Genomic DNA, 17,178 nt, shown 5'->3' on the forward strand with positions numbered 1-17,178 from the left:
GCTTATGCCTGTACCAGTGGACTGGGGTTTTTCAGATACTGTTCCTTGATCGCTTGCGCCGCCATCAGGGTAATCGCGCCGATGGTGTCGGTCGGGTTAGCCTAGAAGTTCAGCGGGAAGGCGTTGCCGCCCGGTATAAACACGTTGTGCACGTCCCAGCTCTGCAGATACTTGTTTAGCGCAGAGGTTTTCAGGTTGTCGCCCATTACCGCGCCGCCGACGTTGTGCGTCGAGACATACTTAGTCAGGTCGAAGTTGGCGTCCATCGGCAGGAAGCTCATGCTTATGCTGTACGGATTTAGCTCTTTGCTGACGATGCCCTTCAGGTACTGCTGCAGCTTGAGCTCGTTCTGCTTCCAGTTAAAGGTCATGCGCAGCAGCGGCTGACCGCGATGGTCGGTGTAGTTCGGATCGAGATCCAGATAGATATCGCGGTACGACATGCAGGTCGTAGTGATGCTGATCTTCATGGAGTGGCCGTACCACTCTTCCAGACCCTCTTTGTAGCCCATACCCCAGCTCGGCGTGCCTTTCGGCAGCGTGGTGGCGATCGGCGTACCGGTGGCCTGCGAGCTGTGGACCTTCGCGCCGCCGAGGACGTCGAGACCCGGACCGTCGAAGTTGCCTGGCGAAATGTCGTTGAACATCTGGCCGGTGGCGCCAGCGGTGGCGTACGGGTTGAAGTTTTTATCCTTGAAGAACAGGGTCGCACCGCTGTTCGACAGGAAGGCGTAGTTACGTCCAACCACGCCCTCTTCGGTGATCGGGTTATACGGCTTGCCGATGCCGGAGAGCAGCATCAGATGCACGTTGTAGAGCTGGAAGCTGGAGAGCACCACGATCTTTGCCGGCTGGAACACTTCGTTGCCGTCTACGTCGTAGTAGATCACGCCTTTAGCGGTCTTCTTGTCGTCGTGCAACACGACCTTCACCACTTCCGCGTGCACTTCGTAGGAGAAGTTTGGCATATGCTTCAGCGCATCCATTACCGCGGTCTGCGGCGACGCTTTGGAGTAGGTTCAGGCACGGATACTTCGAGCAGTAGCCGCAGTAATTGCACGGCGCGATCTGGTTGCCGTGAGTTTTTCCACAAATGGGAAACACACGCCGACGGGTTCGGGAACGGATGGTAGCCCTGCTTGATCCCCGCCTCTTTAAAACATCACGTTGTTCAGCGTGTCGTCCAGCGCCAGCAGCGGATAAGACTCGGAGTGCGGGCCTTCAAACGGGTCGCCGCCTTCCAGAATCTGACCGCGCAGGTTGCCGGTGTTGCCCGACTGGCCGCAGATCAGCTCGAACTTGTAGTAGTGCGGCTCGATCTCGTCCCAGGTGAACGGGAAGTCCATCACGCGCATATCTTCCTGCAGGACGCCCGGCTTGTACGCCTCGTCCACGTAGGTTTTCAGCATGATGTCGGTCGGTGTCGGACGTATCAGTACTGCCGTCCAGTGCATGCCTGCGCCGCCCACGCCGGTGCCCGGCGCAAACGCGCCCCACTTACGTGGTCGGCAGCGCGGTCTGCGTGCTGTCGTAACTTACGGTTACCTCTACCTCTTTCGGCGTGGCGAACACTTTGTTGCGCACGTTGTAGGCGTATTCGTCAGCCGGTTTCGGGTAGGCGAAATCGGGGTAGTCGCGCTCGCCGCCGCGCTCAAGGGCGCGCACTTCAAGGCCCGCCAGCACCAGTTCAATACTCATCAACGAACCGGCCCAGCCGAGGCCGCAGACGACGACGTCGACTTCTTTTTTAGTAATCTGTGCCATGATAATCCTGTCTCAAATACCTAATTCAACGCCGTTAAGCGCGTTCCCCCAAAAGGCTGACCGGTCCCAGCGGATAGGGCACGTTATGCTGCTTCACCCATTCGGTGAAGCTGGCGCGTGCGCCGGGGAAGCCGATGGCGATCCAAGCTTTCATGCCCTTGTTACCGCCGTACATCGGATCCGCGAGATAGCCATGTTTGGTATCGGAGAGCAGCTGGCTGAAGAACTGCGACGCTTTCAGGTTGCCTTCGCCCAGTGCGGCGAAGTCGATGCCGTTCTTGTTGAGTTTGGTCAACACATCATCTTTCTCTTCCAGCGTGAGCTGGTGGAACGGTTTGTTATCGGTGGTCTGTACCCACTGGCTCACCAGTTTGATGGCGGTGTGGTACATCTGCTGCGGGGTAAAGGGGATCTGGTAACCGAAAGTCGCGTCAGCATGGATGTTGAACGGCCCCTGCATGTAGATCTCGTCGCCAAACTCGCTGGTCTGCAGCTGCTGGTCGATAAAGATCGGCACGTTGGTTTCCGGCGAGCCGGGCGCCTTGCCTTTGCCGCCCGCCGGGATCAGGCGATCGGTCGCAGCCAGAATAAACTGCCACTCGTCCGCGCTGAAAAAGCCAGGCTTACAGTCGGCCAGCTCGAGCGCTTCCATTTCCGCCGCCTGCGCGGCTGTTAATCCTTTTAAAACCAGGTCACTTAGTGGCAACACCAGTAAAGACCCGAGCAAAAACTTTCGTCTGGTGGTGGGTTTTTCAAGAAGCATAGCCGCACGACTCTCACTTGCTGTAAAAGTAACATATTTGTTAAATACAAATCTTATCGGTTAATAACGCGGCAATATTAGGGATATACATATGTCGAAACATGAAAATAAAATTAAAAATGTTTTTAGTGAAAAATTATCATTGTGTTATTGAATGGTTACATTGGGGTAACAGCCTGTGAAGCGGGAAATTTTGTTTAAAACCGCAAAATCGGTGGTTATTTAGGCGGAAATTTTGTGCGCAGGGCCATTTTTATTTACTTCGGGTGTCAATCGCGCTTATTAATCAATGAAAAAATCATACTTCCATACAAGAGAACTATTCTCATTGTCAATGAGATATTCACTTATTAACAGCAGCAATGAAATATTGTTGAAATATGTGATCGCGCCTGAATGAAACCGCTATTTCGTCAGCAGCCAGAAACACATTCATTTATTTCGCATTGCGCCTGCGACGTACGCTGCCACGCCGCCTGATACGCTGGTTATCGCCCTGCCGCTCGACAGCATTATCAGTTTCGATCCGGTGGAGAGCTTCGAAACGGTCAGCAACAGCAGCCTGCGTAATGTTTATCAGACGCTGGCGGAGCCGAATCAGGACGATCTCTGTAAAAGCTTGCGCCGTTGCTGGCAGTCGGGCGAAAGCGATGCCGCGCAGCACTGCGCTTTACGCCCATTTATAAACCAGGTGCAGCAGAACCTGCCGTTCGTCACTGACTTGCAGGGCGCTGCAGGTGGCGGTGCGCAGCAACATCAGCAACATCAGGCAGGGCATCGGCGTCAGCATGCTAAGTCTGGAGGCGATGCGTAAGTAACGCGTCCGGCGCGGCAGCCGCGTGCAGAGCGCGGCGAAGCGCGCCGTATGCGGCGCGCCCAACCCTCTGCCGGGCGGGCATCGGCGTAAACGCGGCGCCTCCCGCAGCGGTTTCGCCTCTGCTAAGCTGTGAGCATGGATAAATTACGCGAACTGAAACGGACAAAACGTCTGGCACTCGGGCTACTGCTGCTGGCCGTCGCCACCTTATATTACCACGCTTTTTCTGCCGCCCGGCTTTTGGGTCCGCGGAATAAAGGCAATCGCCGAGGCGGCGATGGTCGGCGCGCTCGCCGACTGGTTCGCTGTGGTAGCGCTGTTTCGCCGCGTGCCGGTGCCCTTTATCTCGCGCCATACGGCGATTATTCCGCGCAACAAGGATCGCATCGGCGACAATCTGGGCCGCTTCGTGCAGGAGAAGTGTCTTGATACCGACTCGCTACTGGCGCTGATCCGGCGCAGATGCTGGCGCAGTGGCTGAACGCGCCGGGCAACACCTACCGCATCGGCCGCCACCTGCTGCAGGTGATGCGCGGCTTCCTCGACCTGACTGACGACGCGCGCATCCAGACCTTTATGATGCGCCGCGCGGTGCATCGCGCCATCGACAAGGTCGATCTGTCGCAGACCAACGCGGTGCTGCTGGAGAGCCTGACCAAAAACAATCGCCATCAGGAGCTGCTCGACGCAGCGATAAATCAGCTGCTGCGCCTGCTGCACAAGCCGGCCACGCGCGACTTTATCGCCATGCAGATTGTGCGCTGGCTGAAGCGAGAATACCTCATCAAGGCGAAGATGCTGCCCACCGAATGGCTGGGCGAGCACAGCGCGGAGCTGGTGGCCAACGTGGTGGATTCGGTGCTTGACGACGTGGCGGCGGATCCAGGCCACGAGCTGCGCCTCGGCTTTAACCGCGCGGTGGATCGGCTGATCGAGCGGCTGAAGCACGACCCGGAAATGGCGGCGCGCGCCGAGGAGATCAAAACCTAGATAAAAGAGGACGCCTCGCTGAACCGCTATATCGGCGAGCTGTGGAGCGACCTGCGCGCCTGGCTGAAAAGCGATCTCAACGGCGACGACTCGCGCGTGCAGGAGAAGGTGTGGCAGGCGGCGCTGTGGCTGGGCGAGAACCTGGCGCGCGACGACGCGCTACGCGCCTCGATGAACCGCCATCTGGAGGATGCCGCGCGCAGCGTCGCGCCGGAGTTTGCTGCCTTCCTAACGCGTCATATCAGCGATACGGTGAAAAGCTGGGACGCGCGAGAGATGTTGCAGTAGATTGAGCTGAATATCGGCAAGGATCTGCAGTTTATCCGCATCAACGGCACGCTGGTCGGCGGCACTATCGGGCTGATCCTCTATCTGCTGTCGCAGCTGCCGGCGCTGTGGCCGCTACTGGCGTGTTAAAGCCGCTCGCGGCTACAGACAGAACCCGCTTTTTAAGGCGGGTTCTGTTATATAAATTTGGGGTCAGAGAAGGTTTCGGCTTCAGACGGTTAATGTACGCCGATGCGGTCTAGTTCTTCTTCCGTCAGTCCCGTGGCCTGCAAGATCGTCTCGTGCAGCAGCTGCATTTTCAGCAGGCTGCGCGCGACTTCGAGCTTGCCTGAACGATAGCCCTCAAGCAAGCGTTTCAGCTCAAGCTGTTTTGCAGTTTTCATCAGTGCGTTCTTTAATTCCTCTGTAGCGTCGCGCGCGACGTTGGGCTGGCGAAGAAGTTGCAGAGAGATTGTATTCTTAGGGGTTGGGGTACTGTTTTTCTTTTTCATCTTGCCTGACTCTGAAAAAAACCTCCGCAGAGCCTGGCATAGCTGAGAAAAACAGTCATTAGCGATACCGGTAAAAGATACTTTTTTTCAGCGAGTTATAAGAGTGAGGCCGCAATTTGCGGCCTCATTTTTGCTACTGCGTTGTTGCCCGGGCTTAACGCCTCTTAACCAGCAAAAACAGGCTGATGGCGAAGAATGCTGCGCTGGGCAGAATCGCGCCCATCACCGGTGACAGCCCGTAAACCAGACTCAGCGGGCCAAAGATCTGATCCAGCACGTAGAACAGGAAGCCAAAGCTGATGCCGGTCACCACGCGCACGCCCATCGACACGCTGCGCAGTGGGCCAAAGATAAACGACAGCGCCATCAGCATCATCACTGCCACCGACAGCGGCTGGAAAATCTTGCTCCACATATTGAGTCGGTAACGACCCGACTCCTGGCCGCTCTGCGTCAGGTACTTGCTGTAATTGTAAAGGCCGCGAATTGACAGCGCGTTGGGATCGAGCGCCACCACGCCGAGCTTGTCCGGCGTCAGATTGGTTTTCCACTCGCCGCTCAGGCTTTGAGAACCGCTGATCTGCTTAGGATCGTTCAGGTCGGACTCATACACCTGCGCCAGCTTCCAGCACCTGTTCTGCTGATCCCAGGTAGCGCCGGCGGCATAGCGCACGCTCTTCAGGCGACGCTCGTCGCTAAAGCTGTAGATGCTGACACCGTCGAGCTGGTTATCGCCGCGTACCCATTCGATATAGATGAAGTTATTGCCATCCTTCGCCCACAGGCCTCTCTGCGTCGACACCAGCGCGCCGCCGTAGAGCTGCGTTGCGCGGTAGTTGCGTGCCATCTGCTCGCCTGCGGGCGCGAGAAACTCGCCAATCGCCATGGTAAGCAGCACCAGCGGGATAGCGGTTTTCATCACCGACAGCGCCACCTGCATGCGGGTAAAGCCCGCCGCCTGCATCACCACCAGCTCGCTGCGCTGCGCCAGCATGCCGAGCCCCAGCAGCGCGCCGAGCAGCGCCGCCATCGGGAAGAAGATCTCGATATCTTTCGGCACACTGAGCAGCGTGTAGTAGCCGGCGGCCAGCGCGGTATAGGCGCCCTGTCCGGTTTTACGCAGCTGATCGACGAACTTGATAATGCCGGAGAGCGACACCAGCATGAACAGCGTCATCATGATGGTGTTGAAAATGGTTTTACCGATATAGCGGTCGAGAACGCGAAACATCAGACGGATCCTCCGCGGCTGAAGCGGGCACGCACGCGGCGCATCGGCACCGTATCCCACAGGTTAAGCGCTACTGCCAGCAGCAGATAGCCAATGTTGACCGCCCACATCCAGATCGCCGGGTCGAGGCGACCTTTCGCCGCGTTCGACTTCAGCAAGCTTTGCAGCAGGAAGAAGATCAGGTAAAGCAGCATCGCAGGCAGCATCGAGAGCACGCGGCCCTGACGCGGGTTCACCACGCTGAGCGGCACCACCATCAGCGCCATCACCAGCACCGAGAAGATCAGCGTAAAGCGCCAGTGCAGCTCCGAGCGGAACGCCGGCGTATCGTTGCTGAACAGGGTGGCGATATCGGACTGCTCGGCGTCGTTCGGATCGAGCGTCACCTCTTTGTAGCCCACCAGCGCCTGATAGTTGACGAAGTCGGTGATGCGGAACTCGCGTAGCATCGCGGTGCCTTCAAAGCGCGTACCCTTGTCCAGCGTCACGATCTGCGAGCCGTCTTTGCGCTGCTCCATATGGCCGCTGTCCGCCAGCACCACCGATGGACGCGCGTTGCCTTTTGGCCGCAGCTGCGCCAGGAAAACGTTGCCGAACTGGTTGCCCTTGACTTTTTCGAGAAACAGCACCGCATTGCCGTCGCTGGAGGTCTGGAACTGACCCGCCGCCAGCGCCGCCGCGCCCGGGTTGGCTTTGGCGTTTTGCGTCACCTCATCCTGATAACGCGAGGACCAGGGGCCGAGCCAGATCACGTTGACCGCCGCCACGGCGGAGGTCAGCAGCATTAGCAGCATCGCCGCTTTTACCGGTACGCTCTTGCTGAGGCCGCAGGCGTGCATCACGGTGATTTCGCTGTCGGTGTAAAGCTTGCCGAGCGTCATCAGGATGGCCAGAAACAGACTCAAAGGGAGAATAAGTTGTGCCATTTCAGGCACACCAAGCCCTAACAGAGTCAGAACGAGATTTGTTGGGATTTCGCCGTCCACCGCAGCCCCTAAAATCCGCACTAAATTCTGACAAAAGAAGATAAGCAGCAGGATGAAAAGGATAGCCAGCTGGCTTTTGAGCGTTTCCCGAACCAGATATCTAATGATGATCACGCTTAGTACGCCTGAGATAACTTGTCTTTTTGCAGGAAAATCGCTAGTTTCAACGCTTATTAGCCATTTTTCTTCATCAATGGCCACTGTGAACGCTGATTACCAACAAACTTGTTACCCATGGGGTAACAAGCGGACCATTCTAGCGACAGCCGCGGCCGTTGTCTTTAAGATTCAGGAGAGTGCATGGAGTTCAGTGTAAAAAGCGGAAGCCCGGAGAAACAGCGCAGCGCCTGCATTGTTGTGGGCGTTTTTGAGCCGCGTCGTCTGTCGTCGATCGCCGAACAGTTAGACAAAATCAGCGATGGCTACATCAGCGCCCTGCTGCGCCGCGGCGAGCTTGAAGGTAAAGTTGGCCAGACGCTGCTGCTGCATCATGTGCCAAATATTCTCTCTGAGCGCATCCTGCTGATCGGCTGTGGTAAAGAGCGCGAGCTGGACGAGCGCCAGTACAAGCAGGTGATTCAGAAAACCATCAATACGCTGAACGACACTGGCTCGATGGAGGCTGTCTGCTTCCTGACCGAGCTGCATGTAAAAAGCCGTAATACCTACTGGAAAGTGCGTCAGGCGGTCGAAACCTCTAAAGAAGCGCTTTATAACTTCGATCAGCTGAAAAGCAACAAAACCGAGCCGCGCCGTCCGCTGCGCAAGCTGGTGTTCAACGTGCCGACGCGCCGCGAACTAACCAGCGGCGAGCGCGCTATCCAGCACGGCCTGGCGGTCGCCGCCGGCGTGAAGGCGGCGAAGGATCTTGGCAATATGCCGCCGAACATCTGCAACGCTGCCTATCTCGCCTCGCAGGCGCGCCAACTGGCGGACGCCTACAGCAAAAATGTCACCACGCGCGTGCTCGGTGAGCAGCAGATGAAAGAACTGGGCATGAACGCCTACCTCGCGGTGGGCGCCGGCTCGCAGAACGAGTCGCTGATGTCGGTGATCGAGTACAAAGGCAACCCGGATCCCGACGCGCGTCCGATTGTGCTGGTGGGCAAAGGGCTGACCTTCGACTCCGGCGGCATCTCCATCAAGCCGGCCGAATCGATGGACGAAATGAAGTACGACATGTGCGGCGCAGCTTCGGTCTACGGCGTGATGCGCATGGTGGCGGAGCTGAATCTGCCGCTCAACGTGGTCGGCGTGCTGGCGGGCTGCGAGAATATGCAGGACGGCCGCGCGATGCGTCCGGGCGACATTCTGACCACCATGTCGGGCCAGACGGTAGAGGTGCTTAACACCGACGCGGAGGGCCGCCTGGTGCTATGCGACGTCCTCACCTACGTCGAGCGCTTCGAGCCGGAAGTTGTGATCGACGTGGCGACGCTGACCGGCGCCTGCGTGATTGCGCTGGGCCACCACGTCAGCGGCCTGCTGTCGAACCATAATCCGCTGGCGCACGAGCTGATCAGCGCCTCCGAGCAGTCGGGCGATCGCGCCTGGCGTCTGCCGATGGCGGACGAGTATCAGGAGCAGCTGGAGTCTAACTTCGCCGATATGGCGAATATCGGCGGCCGTCCCGGCGGCGCGATTACCGCTGCCTGCTTCCTGGCGCGCTTTGCGCGTAAATATAACTGGGCGCACCTGGATATCGCTGGCACCGCCTGGCTCTCCGGCAAAGCCAAAGGCGCCACCGGCCGTCCTATACCGATGCTGTCGCAGTTCCTGCTGAACCGCGCCGGTCTCAACGGCGACGACTGACGGTCTGCCGCGCGCCGCTCACAGGAGCGGCGCGCACGCCGCAAATTAATGACGCCGACGCCCCCATAACATGCCTGTCGGGAAGTGCTACCGCGCGCCTTAGCTGGTAACATCGTCATCTCTCACCCACAAGGCATTTCCATGAAAAACGCAACCTTCTACGTAATGGAATCGGACTCGCCCGGCGAGACGCTGAGCGCCATTGAGGCGCTGGTGTGCGATCTGGCGGAAACGCGCTGGCGGGCGGGCAAACGCATTTTGATCGCCTGCGAGAGCGAACAGCAGGCTATTCGCCTTGACGAAGCGCTGTGGCAGCGTCCGGCCAACGCCTTCGTCCCGCACAATCTGGCGGGCGAAGGGCCGCGCTACGGCGCGCCGGTCGAGCTGGCCTGGCCGCAGCGTCGCGGCAGTTCACCGCGCGATCTACTGATCAGCCTGCTGCCACAGTTCGCAGATTTTGCTACTGCTTTCCATGAAGTGATAGACTTCGTACCCTACGAAGAGTCTCAGAAACAGCTGGCGCGCGACCGCTATAAAGCGTACCGCAGCGTTGGTTTCCAATTGAATACGGCCACGCCGCCGCAGCCGCAAACGACATAGCAGAAATGGATAAAACATATAACCCGCAAGATATCGAGCAGCCGCTTTACGAGCACTGGGAAAAGCAAGGCTATTTCAAGCCTAACGGCGACACCAGCCAGGAAAGCTTCTGCATCATGATCCCGCCGCCGAACGTCACCGGCAGCCTGCACATGGGTCACGCCTTCCAGCAGACCATAATGGACACCATGATCCGCTACCAGCGCATGCAGGGTAAAAATACGCTGTGGCAGGTAGGCGCCGACCATGCGGGCATCTCCACCCAGATGGTGGTGGAGCGCAAGATCGCCGCCGAAGAGGGCAAAACGCGCCAAGACTATGGCCGCGACGCCTTTATCGACAAAATCTGGCAGTGGAAGGCGGAATCGGGCGGCACCATTACCCGTCAGATGCGCCGCCTCGGCAACTCCGTGGACTGGGAGCGCGAGCGCTTCACCATGGACGACGGCCTCTCCAACGCGGTAAAAGAGGTGTTTGTCCGTCTGCATAAAGAGGACCTGATCTACCGCGGCAAACGCCTAGTGAACTGGGATCCGAAACTGCGCACAGCGATTTCCGATCTGGAAGTGGAAAACCGCGAGAGCAAAGGCTCGATGTGGCATATCCGCTATCCGCTGGCGGACGGCGTGAAAACCGCCGAAGGCAAAGATTATCTGGTGGTCGCCACCACCCGTCCGGAAACCCTACTGGGCGATACCGGCGTGGCGGTCAACCCGGAAGACCCACGCTACAAAGATCTGATCGGCAAAGAGGTGATCCTGCCGCTGGTGAACCGTCGCATTCCTATCGTGGGCGACGAGCACGCCAACATGGAGAAAGGCACCGGCTGCGTGAAGATCACCTCGGCGCACGACTTCAACGACTATGAAGTGGGTCGCCGCCACAAGCTGCCGATGATCAACATCCTAACCTTTGACGGTGATATCCGCGAGAGCGCCCAGGTGTACGACACCAACGGCGAAGTCAGCGACGCCTGTTCGGATGAGATCCCGGCGCAGTTCCAGAAGATGGAGCGCTTCGCCGCGCGTAAGGCGATTGTCGCCGCCGTGGACGAACTGGGCCTGCTGGACGAGATCAAACCGCACGACCTGACCGTACCTTACGGCGATCGCGGCGGCGTGGTGATTGAGCCGATGCTCACCGACCAGTGGTACGTGCGTACCGCGCCGCTGGCGAAAGTGGCGGTCGAGGCGGTGGAGAACGGCGATATCCAGTTCGTGCCGAAGCAGTATGAAAACATGTACTACTCCTGGATGCGCGACATTCAGGACTGGTGTATCTCGCGCCAGCTGTGGTGGGGCCATCGTATTCCCGCCTGGTACGACAACGACGGCAACGTCTACGTCGGCCGCAGCGAAGAGGAAGTGCGCAGCGAGAACAACCTGGGCGCGGATGTGGCGCTGCGTCAGGATGACGACGTGCTCGACACCTGGTTCTCCTCCGGCCTGTGGACCTTCTCTACCCTCGGCTGGCCGGAAAACACCGAGGCGCTGCGTCAGTTCCACCCGACCAGCGTGCTGGTGAGCGGCTTCGACATCATCTTCTTCTGGATCGCCCGCATGATCATGCTGACCATGCACTTCCTCAAAGATGAAGACGGCAAGCCGCAGGTGCCGTTCAAGACCGTCTATATGACCGGTCTGATCCGCGACGAGGAAGGCCAGAAGATGTCGAAATCCAAGGGCAACGTTATCGATCCGCTGGATATGGTTGACGGCATCTCGCTGGAGGATCTGCTAGAGAAGCGCACCGGCAACATGATGCAGCCGCAGCTGGCGGAGAAGATCCGCAAGCGCACCGAGAAGCAGTTCCCGGACGGCATCGAGCCGTCGGGCACCGACGCGCTGCGCTTTACCCTGGCGGCGCTGGCCTCGACCGGCCGCGACATCAACTGGGATATGAAGCGCCTTGAAGGCTACCGCAACTTCTGCAACAAGCTGTGGAACGCCAGCCGCTTCGTGCTGATGAACACCGAAGATCAGGATTGCGGTCAGAACGGCGGCGAGATGACGCTGTCGCTGGCGGATCGCTGGATCTTCGCCGAGTTCAACAACACAGTGAAGACGTACCGCGACGCGCTCGACAGCTATCGCTTCGACATCGCCGCCAACATTCTGTATGACTTCACCTGGAACCAGTTCTGCGACTGGTACCTTGAGCTGACCAAGCCGGTGATGAACAGCGGCAGCGAAGCGGAGCTGCGCGGCACGCGCAATACGCTGGTGACAGTGCTGGAAGCGCTGCTGCGCCTGTCGCACCCGATCATTCCGTTTATTACCGAGACCATCTGGCAGCGCGTGAAGGTGCTGAAGAACATCAGCGCCGACACCATCATGCTGCAGCCTTTCCCGCAGTACGACGCGGCGAAAGAGGATGCGGAAGCGATGGCGGACATCGAGTGGATGAAGCAGGCGATCGTCGCGGTGCGTAATATCCGCGCCGAGATGAATATCGCCCTGAGCAAGCCGCTCGACGTGCTGCTGCGCGACTGCTCTCCGGCGGCGCTGCGCCGTGTGGAAGCGAACCGCACCTTCCTGTCGCGCCTCGCGCGTCTGGAGAGCCTGACGGTGCTGCCGACCGGCGAAAAAGGGCCGGCTTCCGTGACCAAAATCGTCGAAGGCGCCGAGCTGCTGATCCCGATGGCGGGCCTGGTGGATAAGGCGGCGGAGCTGGATCGTCTGGAGAAAGAGCTGGGCAAGCTCGACGTCGAGATCGAGAAGATTCAGATCAAGCTGGCCAACGAAAGCTTCGTTTCGCGCGCGCCGGAAGCGGTGGTGGTGAAAGAGCGCGAGCGCGTCGCCGAGCTGGAGCAGTCGAAAGCGAAACTGATTGAACAGCAGGCTGTGATTGCGGCATTGTAAGCGTCTGAGTCTGACAGCGTAAAAAACAAAGCCGGGCTTGCCCGGCTTTGTTTTTTTTAACCGGAAGAGATTATGACGACTTCAGCATTGCGGCTTGCGCTCAAGATGCGCCCCATCAGCGCCGCCGACAATCCCCATATCGCCCAGGAGATCCGCGCCGTATCGGCGGAGTTCGGCCTGACCGCCGACAAAGGCTATACTGTGGCCGATCCGCAGCTCGACAACCTGTATAAACTCTATAGCGCCGAGCAGAGCGCCTACTGGATTGTGGAGCATGAAGGCAAGGTGGTGGGCGGTGGTGGGCGGCGGCAGGCATCGCGCCGCTCGCCTGCAGCACGCCCGATATCTATGAGCTGCAGAAGATGTATTTCCTGCCTGACGCGCGCCATTAAACTCTATGAGTCGCTGGGCTTCGAATGCATTGAGAGTGCGCCTGGCTGTACCGGCCACGGCGACTGCGAATACCGCATGCTGAAAATGCTGTAAGTGCGGTTCTCGACGGCATCGACAACGCGCCGGGCTGCACCAGCCACAGCAAAGACCACACGCGCCCTTCCCCCTCGCTTAAAACGCCGGTACGACGCTGTGGAATCGCAGCTCCGTATCCGGCTCGCTAATCAGCTTCGCCTCCGCTGCGCCAATCGCCTTCACGCGCGGCGCGATATCCTTCGGCGAAATCTGCGCCGCCAGCGCGAGATAATCCTGATAATGGCGCGCTTCCGAGCGCAGCAGCAAGATATAGAGCGTCTCCAGTTCCTCATCCAGACAAGGCGCCAGGCTGGCGAAGCGTTCGCAGGAACGCGCCTCGATATATAGGCGCCGCAGATAAGCTTATCCACCAGCGTATCCGGCTCGTGCGTGGTGATCTCGCGCAGTAGCCCCTTCGCATAGCGGCTGGAGGTTGATCTTGTGAGTAGGGCAAGCCGCGCGCCTGCATAATCTCCCACACCTGATAGAAGAGGTACAGCTCCTCTTTAATCAGCAGCACCATTTTCTCCACCAGATCGTCCGCCCAAGGCAGCTCGTTGCGCACGGTAATGCTTTTGGTCAGGCTCTTATGGGCATGAATAAAGTGGCTGTCGGGCTACTCGCGAAAGATGAAATCTTCGTAGGGCTTCAGCCAGGCGAGGATTGCCTCGCCGCTCGGCTTGTTGGCGACATATTTACGGATAAGCCAGGTCGCGGTTTGCGCCGCTTTCAGCTCGCAAACCAGGTGGTCGGTCAGCAGCAGCGTGGTTTTCCGGCTTGCGCGCCTCGTCGATCCAGGCGTGCGGCAGAGTAAAAACTCACAGAGGGTTCAAGCAGTGGGGCGTAGTTCATCGGTTTCTGGCAAATAAAACGGGTAGGAGGCGGAGCCTGCGGCCCCGCCCGAACATTTTCCGGCGTCGGGATCTTCGAAGTAGGTACCCCAGCCGTCGTAGTCGACGTTGTATTTGCCGACCAAGTTGACCAGCTGCTCGACCTGCGCGTCAATCAGCTCCGGCTTCAGCGCCGACTCGCTCAGGATATCAACGCACATCACCGTGGTGCCATACTCCTGCTCCAGCTCATCCGGCTCGGTCACCTCGTAGCCCAGCTTGAATACGTCGACGGCGGCTTTCTCCAGCGAGTCGAAGTTGTTACAAGAGAGATGGTGCTCAATGGTATAGAGCGCATCCGGATCGCTGCCGTCTTCCAACCGTTCATCAATGATTAGTCGCGTCTCTTCACGCTGCTCTTCCATCAATGCTTCATATGCCATGACGGTTCCCCTACCTAAGTATTCAGCAATAAAAAACTATTTTTCCATACTGCCCAACGCGCCACAACTCAAAACGGAAAGTTTCTTCACGCCAGGGTTGAAAATGAATATCCATACATTTAGATTGAGTTTTCATTCAAAAAGAATGGATGCACTGGAGCCCGTTATGAGTCACCTTTTTCAACGCCACTTCCTTCGGCTGCTGGATTTCGCCCCGGCCGATATCGCCTCCCTGCTCGATCTCGCCGCTGAATTAAAACGCGCTAAAAAAAACGGTAGCGAACCCCAGCGCCTGAAAGGCAAAAACATCGTGCTCATCTTCGAAAAAGACTCGACCCGCACCCGATGCTCTTTCGAAGTTGCCGCATACGCTCAGGGCGCAAACGTCACTTATCTCGGCCCGAGCGGCAGCCAGATCGGCCATAAAGAGTCGATGAAGGATACCGCGCGCGTGCTGGGACGCATGTATGACGGTATCCAGTACCGCGGCTATGGCCAGGCGCTGGTGGAGACGCTGGCGGAATATGCCGGCGTGCCAGTGTGGAACGGCCTGACCACCGAGTTTCACCCGACGCAGCTGCTGGCCGATCTGCTGACTATGCAGGAGCATCTGCCAGGCAAAGCGCCACATGAGATGACGCTGGTCTACGTCGGCGACGCGCGCAACAACATGGGCAACAGCATGCTTGAGGCGGCTGCGGTGACCGGACTGGATCTGCGCCTGGTGGCGCCGAAGCAGTGCTGGCCGGAGCCGGCGCTGGTGGAAGCGTGCCGCCAAGCGGCGCAGCAGACCGGCGGCAGCATTACCCTGACCGAAGATATCGCTGCAGGCGTCAAAGACGCGGATTTTATCTATACCGACGTCTGGGTTTCGATGGGCGAAGCGAAAGCGGTATGGGAAGAGCGCATCGCGCTGCTGCGCGACTATCAGGTCAATCAGGCGATGTTGCAGCTGACCGGCAACCCGCAGGTGAAATTCCTGCACTGCCTGCCAGCGTTTCATGACGAGCAGACGACGCTGGGCCGCCAGGTGGCCGAGCAGTACAGCCTGCACGACGGCATGGAAGTAAGCAACGAGGTATTCGAGTCGGAGCACAGCATCGTCTTCGATCAGGCGGAAAACCGCATGCACACCATTAAAGCAGTGATGGTAGCGACGCTCAGCCAGGCGTAGCGTCCCGCTTCAAGTTCCGCAAACGTTTTCCCTTGATGCAAATTACCGGACGCGTATAATGCGCTACAATTTGCCGGGAGGAAGCATGCAGCAGTGTAGCGTAAACATTCACGCGACATCACGCCTGAACGCAGGCGGCGCGCCTGTTTCTTTTCGTCATCAACTCCATCGTAAAAAAGCCCCTTAAGCAGGGGCTTTTTCTTGTCCGCAATTCGGCAGCGCAGAGGAGCGAGCTATGGCTAACCCGTTATATCTAAAGCATATTATTTCTATTAACGATCTCAGCCGCGACGAGCTGGAGCGGGTACTGCATGCCGCGGCGCAGCTGAAAGCCAACCCACAGCCGGAGCTGCTGAAGCACAAGGTTATCGCCAGCTGCTTCTTTGAAGCCTCGACGCGCACGCGCCTGTCGTTTGAGAGTGCTATTCACCGCCTTGGCGCCTCGGTGGTGGGCTTTGCCGACGGCAGCAACACCTCGCTCGGCAAAAAGGGCGAAACCCTGGCGGATACCATTCCGGTTATCGGCACCTATGTCGACGCCATCGTGATGCGCCATCCGCAGGAGGGCGCGGCGCGCCTCGCCACCGAGTTTTCCGGCGGCGTGCCGATCCTTAACGCAGGCGACGGCGCCAACCAGCATCCGACCCAGACGCTGCTGGATATCTTTACCATCCGCGAAACCCAGAGCCGCCTAGATAACCTCAGCATCGCAATGGTCGGCGACCTGAAATATGGCCGTACAGTGCACTCTCTAACGCAGGCGCTGGCGAAGTTCGACGGCAACCGCTTCTACTTTATCGCGCCTAACGCGCTGGCGATGCCCACCTACATCACTGATATGCTGGACGAACACGGCATCGCCTGGTCACGCCACGACAGCATCGAGTTGGTGATCCCGCACGCCGATATTATCTACATGACGCGCGTGCAGAAAGAGCGCCTCGATCCCTCGGAGTACGCCAACGTCAAGGCGCAGTTTATCCTGCGCGCGGCGGATCTGGCGGGCGCGCGTGACAATATGAAGGTGCTGCATCCGCTGCCGCGCGTCGACGAAATCGCCACCGACGTCGACAAAACGCCCTACGCTTGGTATTTCCAGCAGGCCGCCAACGGCATCTTCACGCGTCAGGCTCTGCTGGCGCTGGTACTCAACAGCGAACTGGATCGGATCTGTAAGGAGCAATCGCCATGACTCACGACAACAAACTGCAGGTAGAAGCGATCAAACGCGGCACGGTTATCGACCACATTCCCGCGCAGGTGGGTTTTAAGCTGCTATCGCTGTTCCGCCTGACCGAAACTGACCAACGCATTACCATCGGCCTTAACCTGCCCTCCGGCGAGATGGGCCGCAAGGATCTGATCAAGATCGAGAACACGTTTCTCGCCGAGGATCAGATCAACCAGCTGGCGGTCTATGCGCCGCACGCCACGGTCAATCGCATCGACGATTACGAGGTAGTGGCGAAAATCGCCCCGGCGCTGCCCGAGCGCATCGAGCGCGTGCTCACCTGCCCCAACGGCAACTGCATCAGCCGCAGCGAGCCGGTCTTCTCCAGCTTTGCGGTGAAAAAGCGCGACGACGAGGTGGTGCTGACCTGCAAATACTGTGAGAAAGCCTTCGCGTGCCATGTGGTGCTCGGCCACTGGTAATCGCTCT

General features: G+C 58.5%; 12 protein-coding genes and 5 pseudogenes. 9 read left to right on the forward strand and 8 right to left on the reverse strand.

Features of this window, described 5'->3' with window-relative positions:
• Positions 1–2: 2 nt before the first annotated feature.
• A pseudogene (locus EIO60_RS08215) lies at positions 3–1,764 on the reverse strand (GMC family oxidoreductase).
• Between the two features lie 34 nt (positions 1,765–1,798).
• Positions 1,799–2,527, reverse strand: a complete 729-nt coding sequence (locus EIO60_RS08220) for a gluconate 2-dehydrogenase subunit 3 family protein (protein ID WP_258576471.1) — start codon at positions 2,525–2,527, stop codon at positions 1,799–1,801.
• 430 nt (positions 2,528–2,957) lie between these two features.
• Between EIO60_RS08220 and EIO60_RS16665 the strand changes: the two are divergent.
• Positions 2,958–3,176, forward strand: a pseudogene (locus tag EIO60_RS16665) (ABC transporter substrate-binding protein); the annotation flags it as partial.
• A gap of 21 nt (positions 3,177–3,197) precedes the next feature.
• Here EIO60_RS16665 and EIO60_RS08230 read toward each other — a convergent pair.
• Positions 3,198–3,407 carry a hypothetical protein gene (locus EIO60_RS08230; RefSeq protein WP_258576473.1) on the reverse strand — a complete coding sequence of 70 codons (210 nt, stop codon included), beginning with the start codon at positions 3,405–3,407 and terminating at the stop codon, positions 3,198–3,200.
• 72 nt (positions 3,408–3,479) lie between these two features.
• Here EIO60_RS08230 and EIO60_RS08235 point away from each other — a divergent pair.
• A pseudogene (locus EIO60_RS08235) lies at positions 3,480–4,751 on the forward strand (DUF445 domain-containing protein).
• Positions 4,752–4,840: 89 nt separating this feature from the next.
• On the opposite strand, the gene EIO60_RS08240 reads toward EIO60_RS08235, so the two are convergent.
• The 3 genes from EIO60_RS08240 to lptF form a co-directional block, all read right to left on the reverse strand.
• A complete protein-coding gene (locus EIO60_RS08240) occupies positions 4,841–5,113 on the reverse strand; it encodes an Rpn/YhgA-type helix-turn-helix domain-containing protein (protein ID WP_258576474.1) in 273 nt (90 codons plus the stop codon).
• 154 nt (positions 5,114–5,267) lie between these two features.
• On the reverse strand, positions 5,268–6,344 hold the full coding sequence (lptG, locus tag EIO60_RS08245) for an LPS export ABC transporter permease LptG (RefSeq protein WP_258576475.1): 1,077 nt from the start codon (positions 6,342–6,344) through the stop codon (positions 5,268–5,270).
• Positions 6,344–7,444: an LPS export ABC transporter permease LptF gene (gene lptF, locus EIO60_RS08250; protein ID WP_258576476.1), complete on the reverse strand. Its 1,101-nt coding sequence runs from the start codon at positions 7,442–7,444 to the stop codon at positions 6,344–6,346. Before lptF ends, lptG begins: the two co-directional genes overlap by 1 nt.
• 186 nt (positions 7,445–7,630) lie before the next feature.
• Here lptF and pepA point away from each other — a divergent pair, with 186 nt between their 5' ends.
• From pepA to EIO60_RS08270, 4 genes and pseudogenes are all read left to right on the forward strand, one after another.
• Positions 7,631–9,142: a leucyl aminopeptidase gene (pepA, locus tag EIO60_RS08255; RefSeq protein ID WP_258576477.1), complete on the forward strand. Its 1,512-nt coding sequence runs from the start codon at positions 7,631–7,633 to the stop codon at positions 9,140–9,142.
• Between the two features lie 141 nt (positions 9,143–9,283).
• Positions 9,284–9,742, forward strand: coding sequence for a DNA polymerase III subunit chi (locus EIO60_RS08260; RefSeq protein ID WP_258576478.1), 459 nt, complete (start codon positions 9,284–9,286; stop codon positions 9,740–9,742).
• A 5-nt stretch (positions 9,743–9,747) separates the two neighbouring features.
• Positions 9,748–12,603, forward strand: coding sequence for a valine--tRNA ligase (locus EIO60_RS08265; protein ID WP_258576479.1), 2,856 nt, complete (start codon positions 9,748–9,750; stop codon positions 12,601–12,603).
• Between the two features lie 72 nt (positions 12,604–12,675).
• Positions 12,676–13,089, forward strand: a pseudogene (locus EIO60_RS08270) (GNAT family N-acetyltransferase).
• A gap of 78 nt (positions 13,090–13,167) precedes the next feature.
• On the opposite strand, the pseudogene miaE reads toward EIO60_RS08270, so the two are convergent.
• Both miaE and rraB read right to left on the reverse strand, forming a co-directional pair.
• A pseudogene (gene miaE, locus EIO60_RS08275) lies at positions 13,168–13,923 on the reverse strand (tRNA isopentenyl-2-thiomethyl-A-37 hydroxylase MiaE).
• Positions 13,901–14,344 carry a ribonuclease E inhibitor RraB gene (gene rraB / locus EIO60_RS08280; protein WP_258576480.1) on the reverse strand — a complete coding sequence of 148 codons (444 nt, stop codon included), beginning with the start codon at positions 14,342–14,344 and terminating at the stop codon, positions 13,901–13,903. Before rraB ends, miaE begins: the two are co-directional and overlap by 23 nt.
• A gap of 166 nt (positions 14,345–14,510) precedes the next feature.
• Between rraB and argF the strand changes: the two genes are divergently transcribed.
• The 3 genes from argF (at position 14,511) to pyrI (ending at position 17,171) form a co-directional block, all read left to right on the forward strand.
• A complete protein-coding gene (gene argF, locus EIO60_RS08285) occupies positions 14,511–15,518 on the forward strand; it encodes an ornithine carbamoyltransferase (RefSeq protein WP_258576481.1) in 1,008 nt (335 codons plus the stop codon).
• 235 nt (positions 15,519–15,753) lie between these two features.
• Entirely contained in the window at positions 15,754–16,710 is a 957-nt protein-coding gene (gene pyrB / locus EIO60_RS08290; protein ID WP_258576482.1) for an aspartate carbamoyltransferase, read from the forward strand.
• Positions 16,707–17,171, forward strand: coding sequence for an aspartate carbamoyltransferase regulatory subunit (gene pyrI / locus EIO60_RS08295; RefSeq protein WP_258576483.1), 465 nt, complete (start codon positions 16,707–16,709; stop codon positions 17,169–17,171). The genes pyrB and pyrI overlap by 4 nt, the downstream gene beginning before the upstream one ends.
• The last annotated feature ends 7 nt before the right edge of the window (positions 17,172–17,178 follow it).

The organism is Candidatus Pantoea persica (assembly GCF_013753875.1).
Classification (GTDB): domain Bacteria; phylum Pseudomonadota; class Gammaproteobacteria; order Enterobacterales; family Enterobacteriaceae; genus Pantoea; species Pantoea persica.

What these genes read in the sequence shown, in the direction of transcription:
- rraB (WP_258576480.1), bottom strand. Translation starts at nt 14,344, where the DNA reads ATGGCATATGAAGCATTGATGGAAGAGCAGCGTGAAGAGACGCGACTA.
- pyrB (WP_258576482.1), top strand. Translation starts at nt 15,754, where the DNA reads ATGGCTAACCCGTTATATCTAAAGCATATTATTTCTATTAACGATCTC.
- lptG (WP_258576475.1), bottom strand. Translation starts at nt 6,344, where the DNA reads ATGTTTCGCGTTCTCGACCGCTATATCGGTAAAACCATTTTCAACACC.
- EIO60_RS08260 (WP_258576478.1), top strand. Translation starts at nt 9,284, where the DNA reads ATGAAAAACGCAACCTTCTACGTAATGGAATCGGACTCGCCCGGCGAG.
- pyrI (WP_258576483.1), top strand. Translation starts at nt 16,707, where the DNA reads ATGACTCACGACAACAAACTGCAGGTAGAAGCGATCAAACGCGGCACG.
- pepA (WP_258576477.1), top strand. Translation starts at nt 7,631, where the DNA reads ATGGAGTTCAGTGTAAAAAGCGGAAGCCCGGAGAAACAGCGCAGCGCC.
- EIO60_RS08220 (WP_258576471.1), bottom strand. Translation starts at nt 2,527, where the DNA reads ATGCTTCTTGAAAAACCCACCACCAGACGAAAGTTTTTGCTCGGGTCT.
- EIO60_RS08265 (WP_258576479.1), top strand. Translation starts at nt 9,748, where the DNA reads ATGGATAAAACATATAACCCGCAAGATATCGAGCAGCCGCTTTACGAG.
- EIO60_RS08240 (WP_258576474.1), bottom strand. Translation starts at nt 5,113, where the DNA reads ATGAAAAAGAAAAACAGTACCCCAACCCCTAAGAATACAATCTCTCTG.
- argF (WP_258576481.1), top strand. Translation starts at nt 14,511, where the DNA reads ATGAGTCACCTTTTTCAACGCCACTTCCTTCGGCTGCTGGATTTCGCC.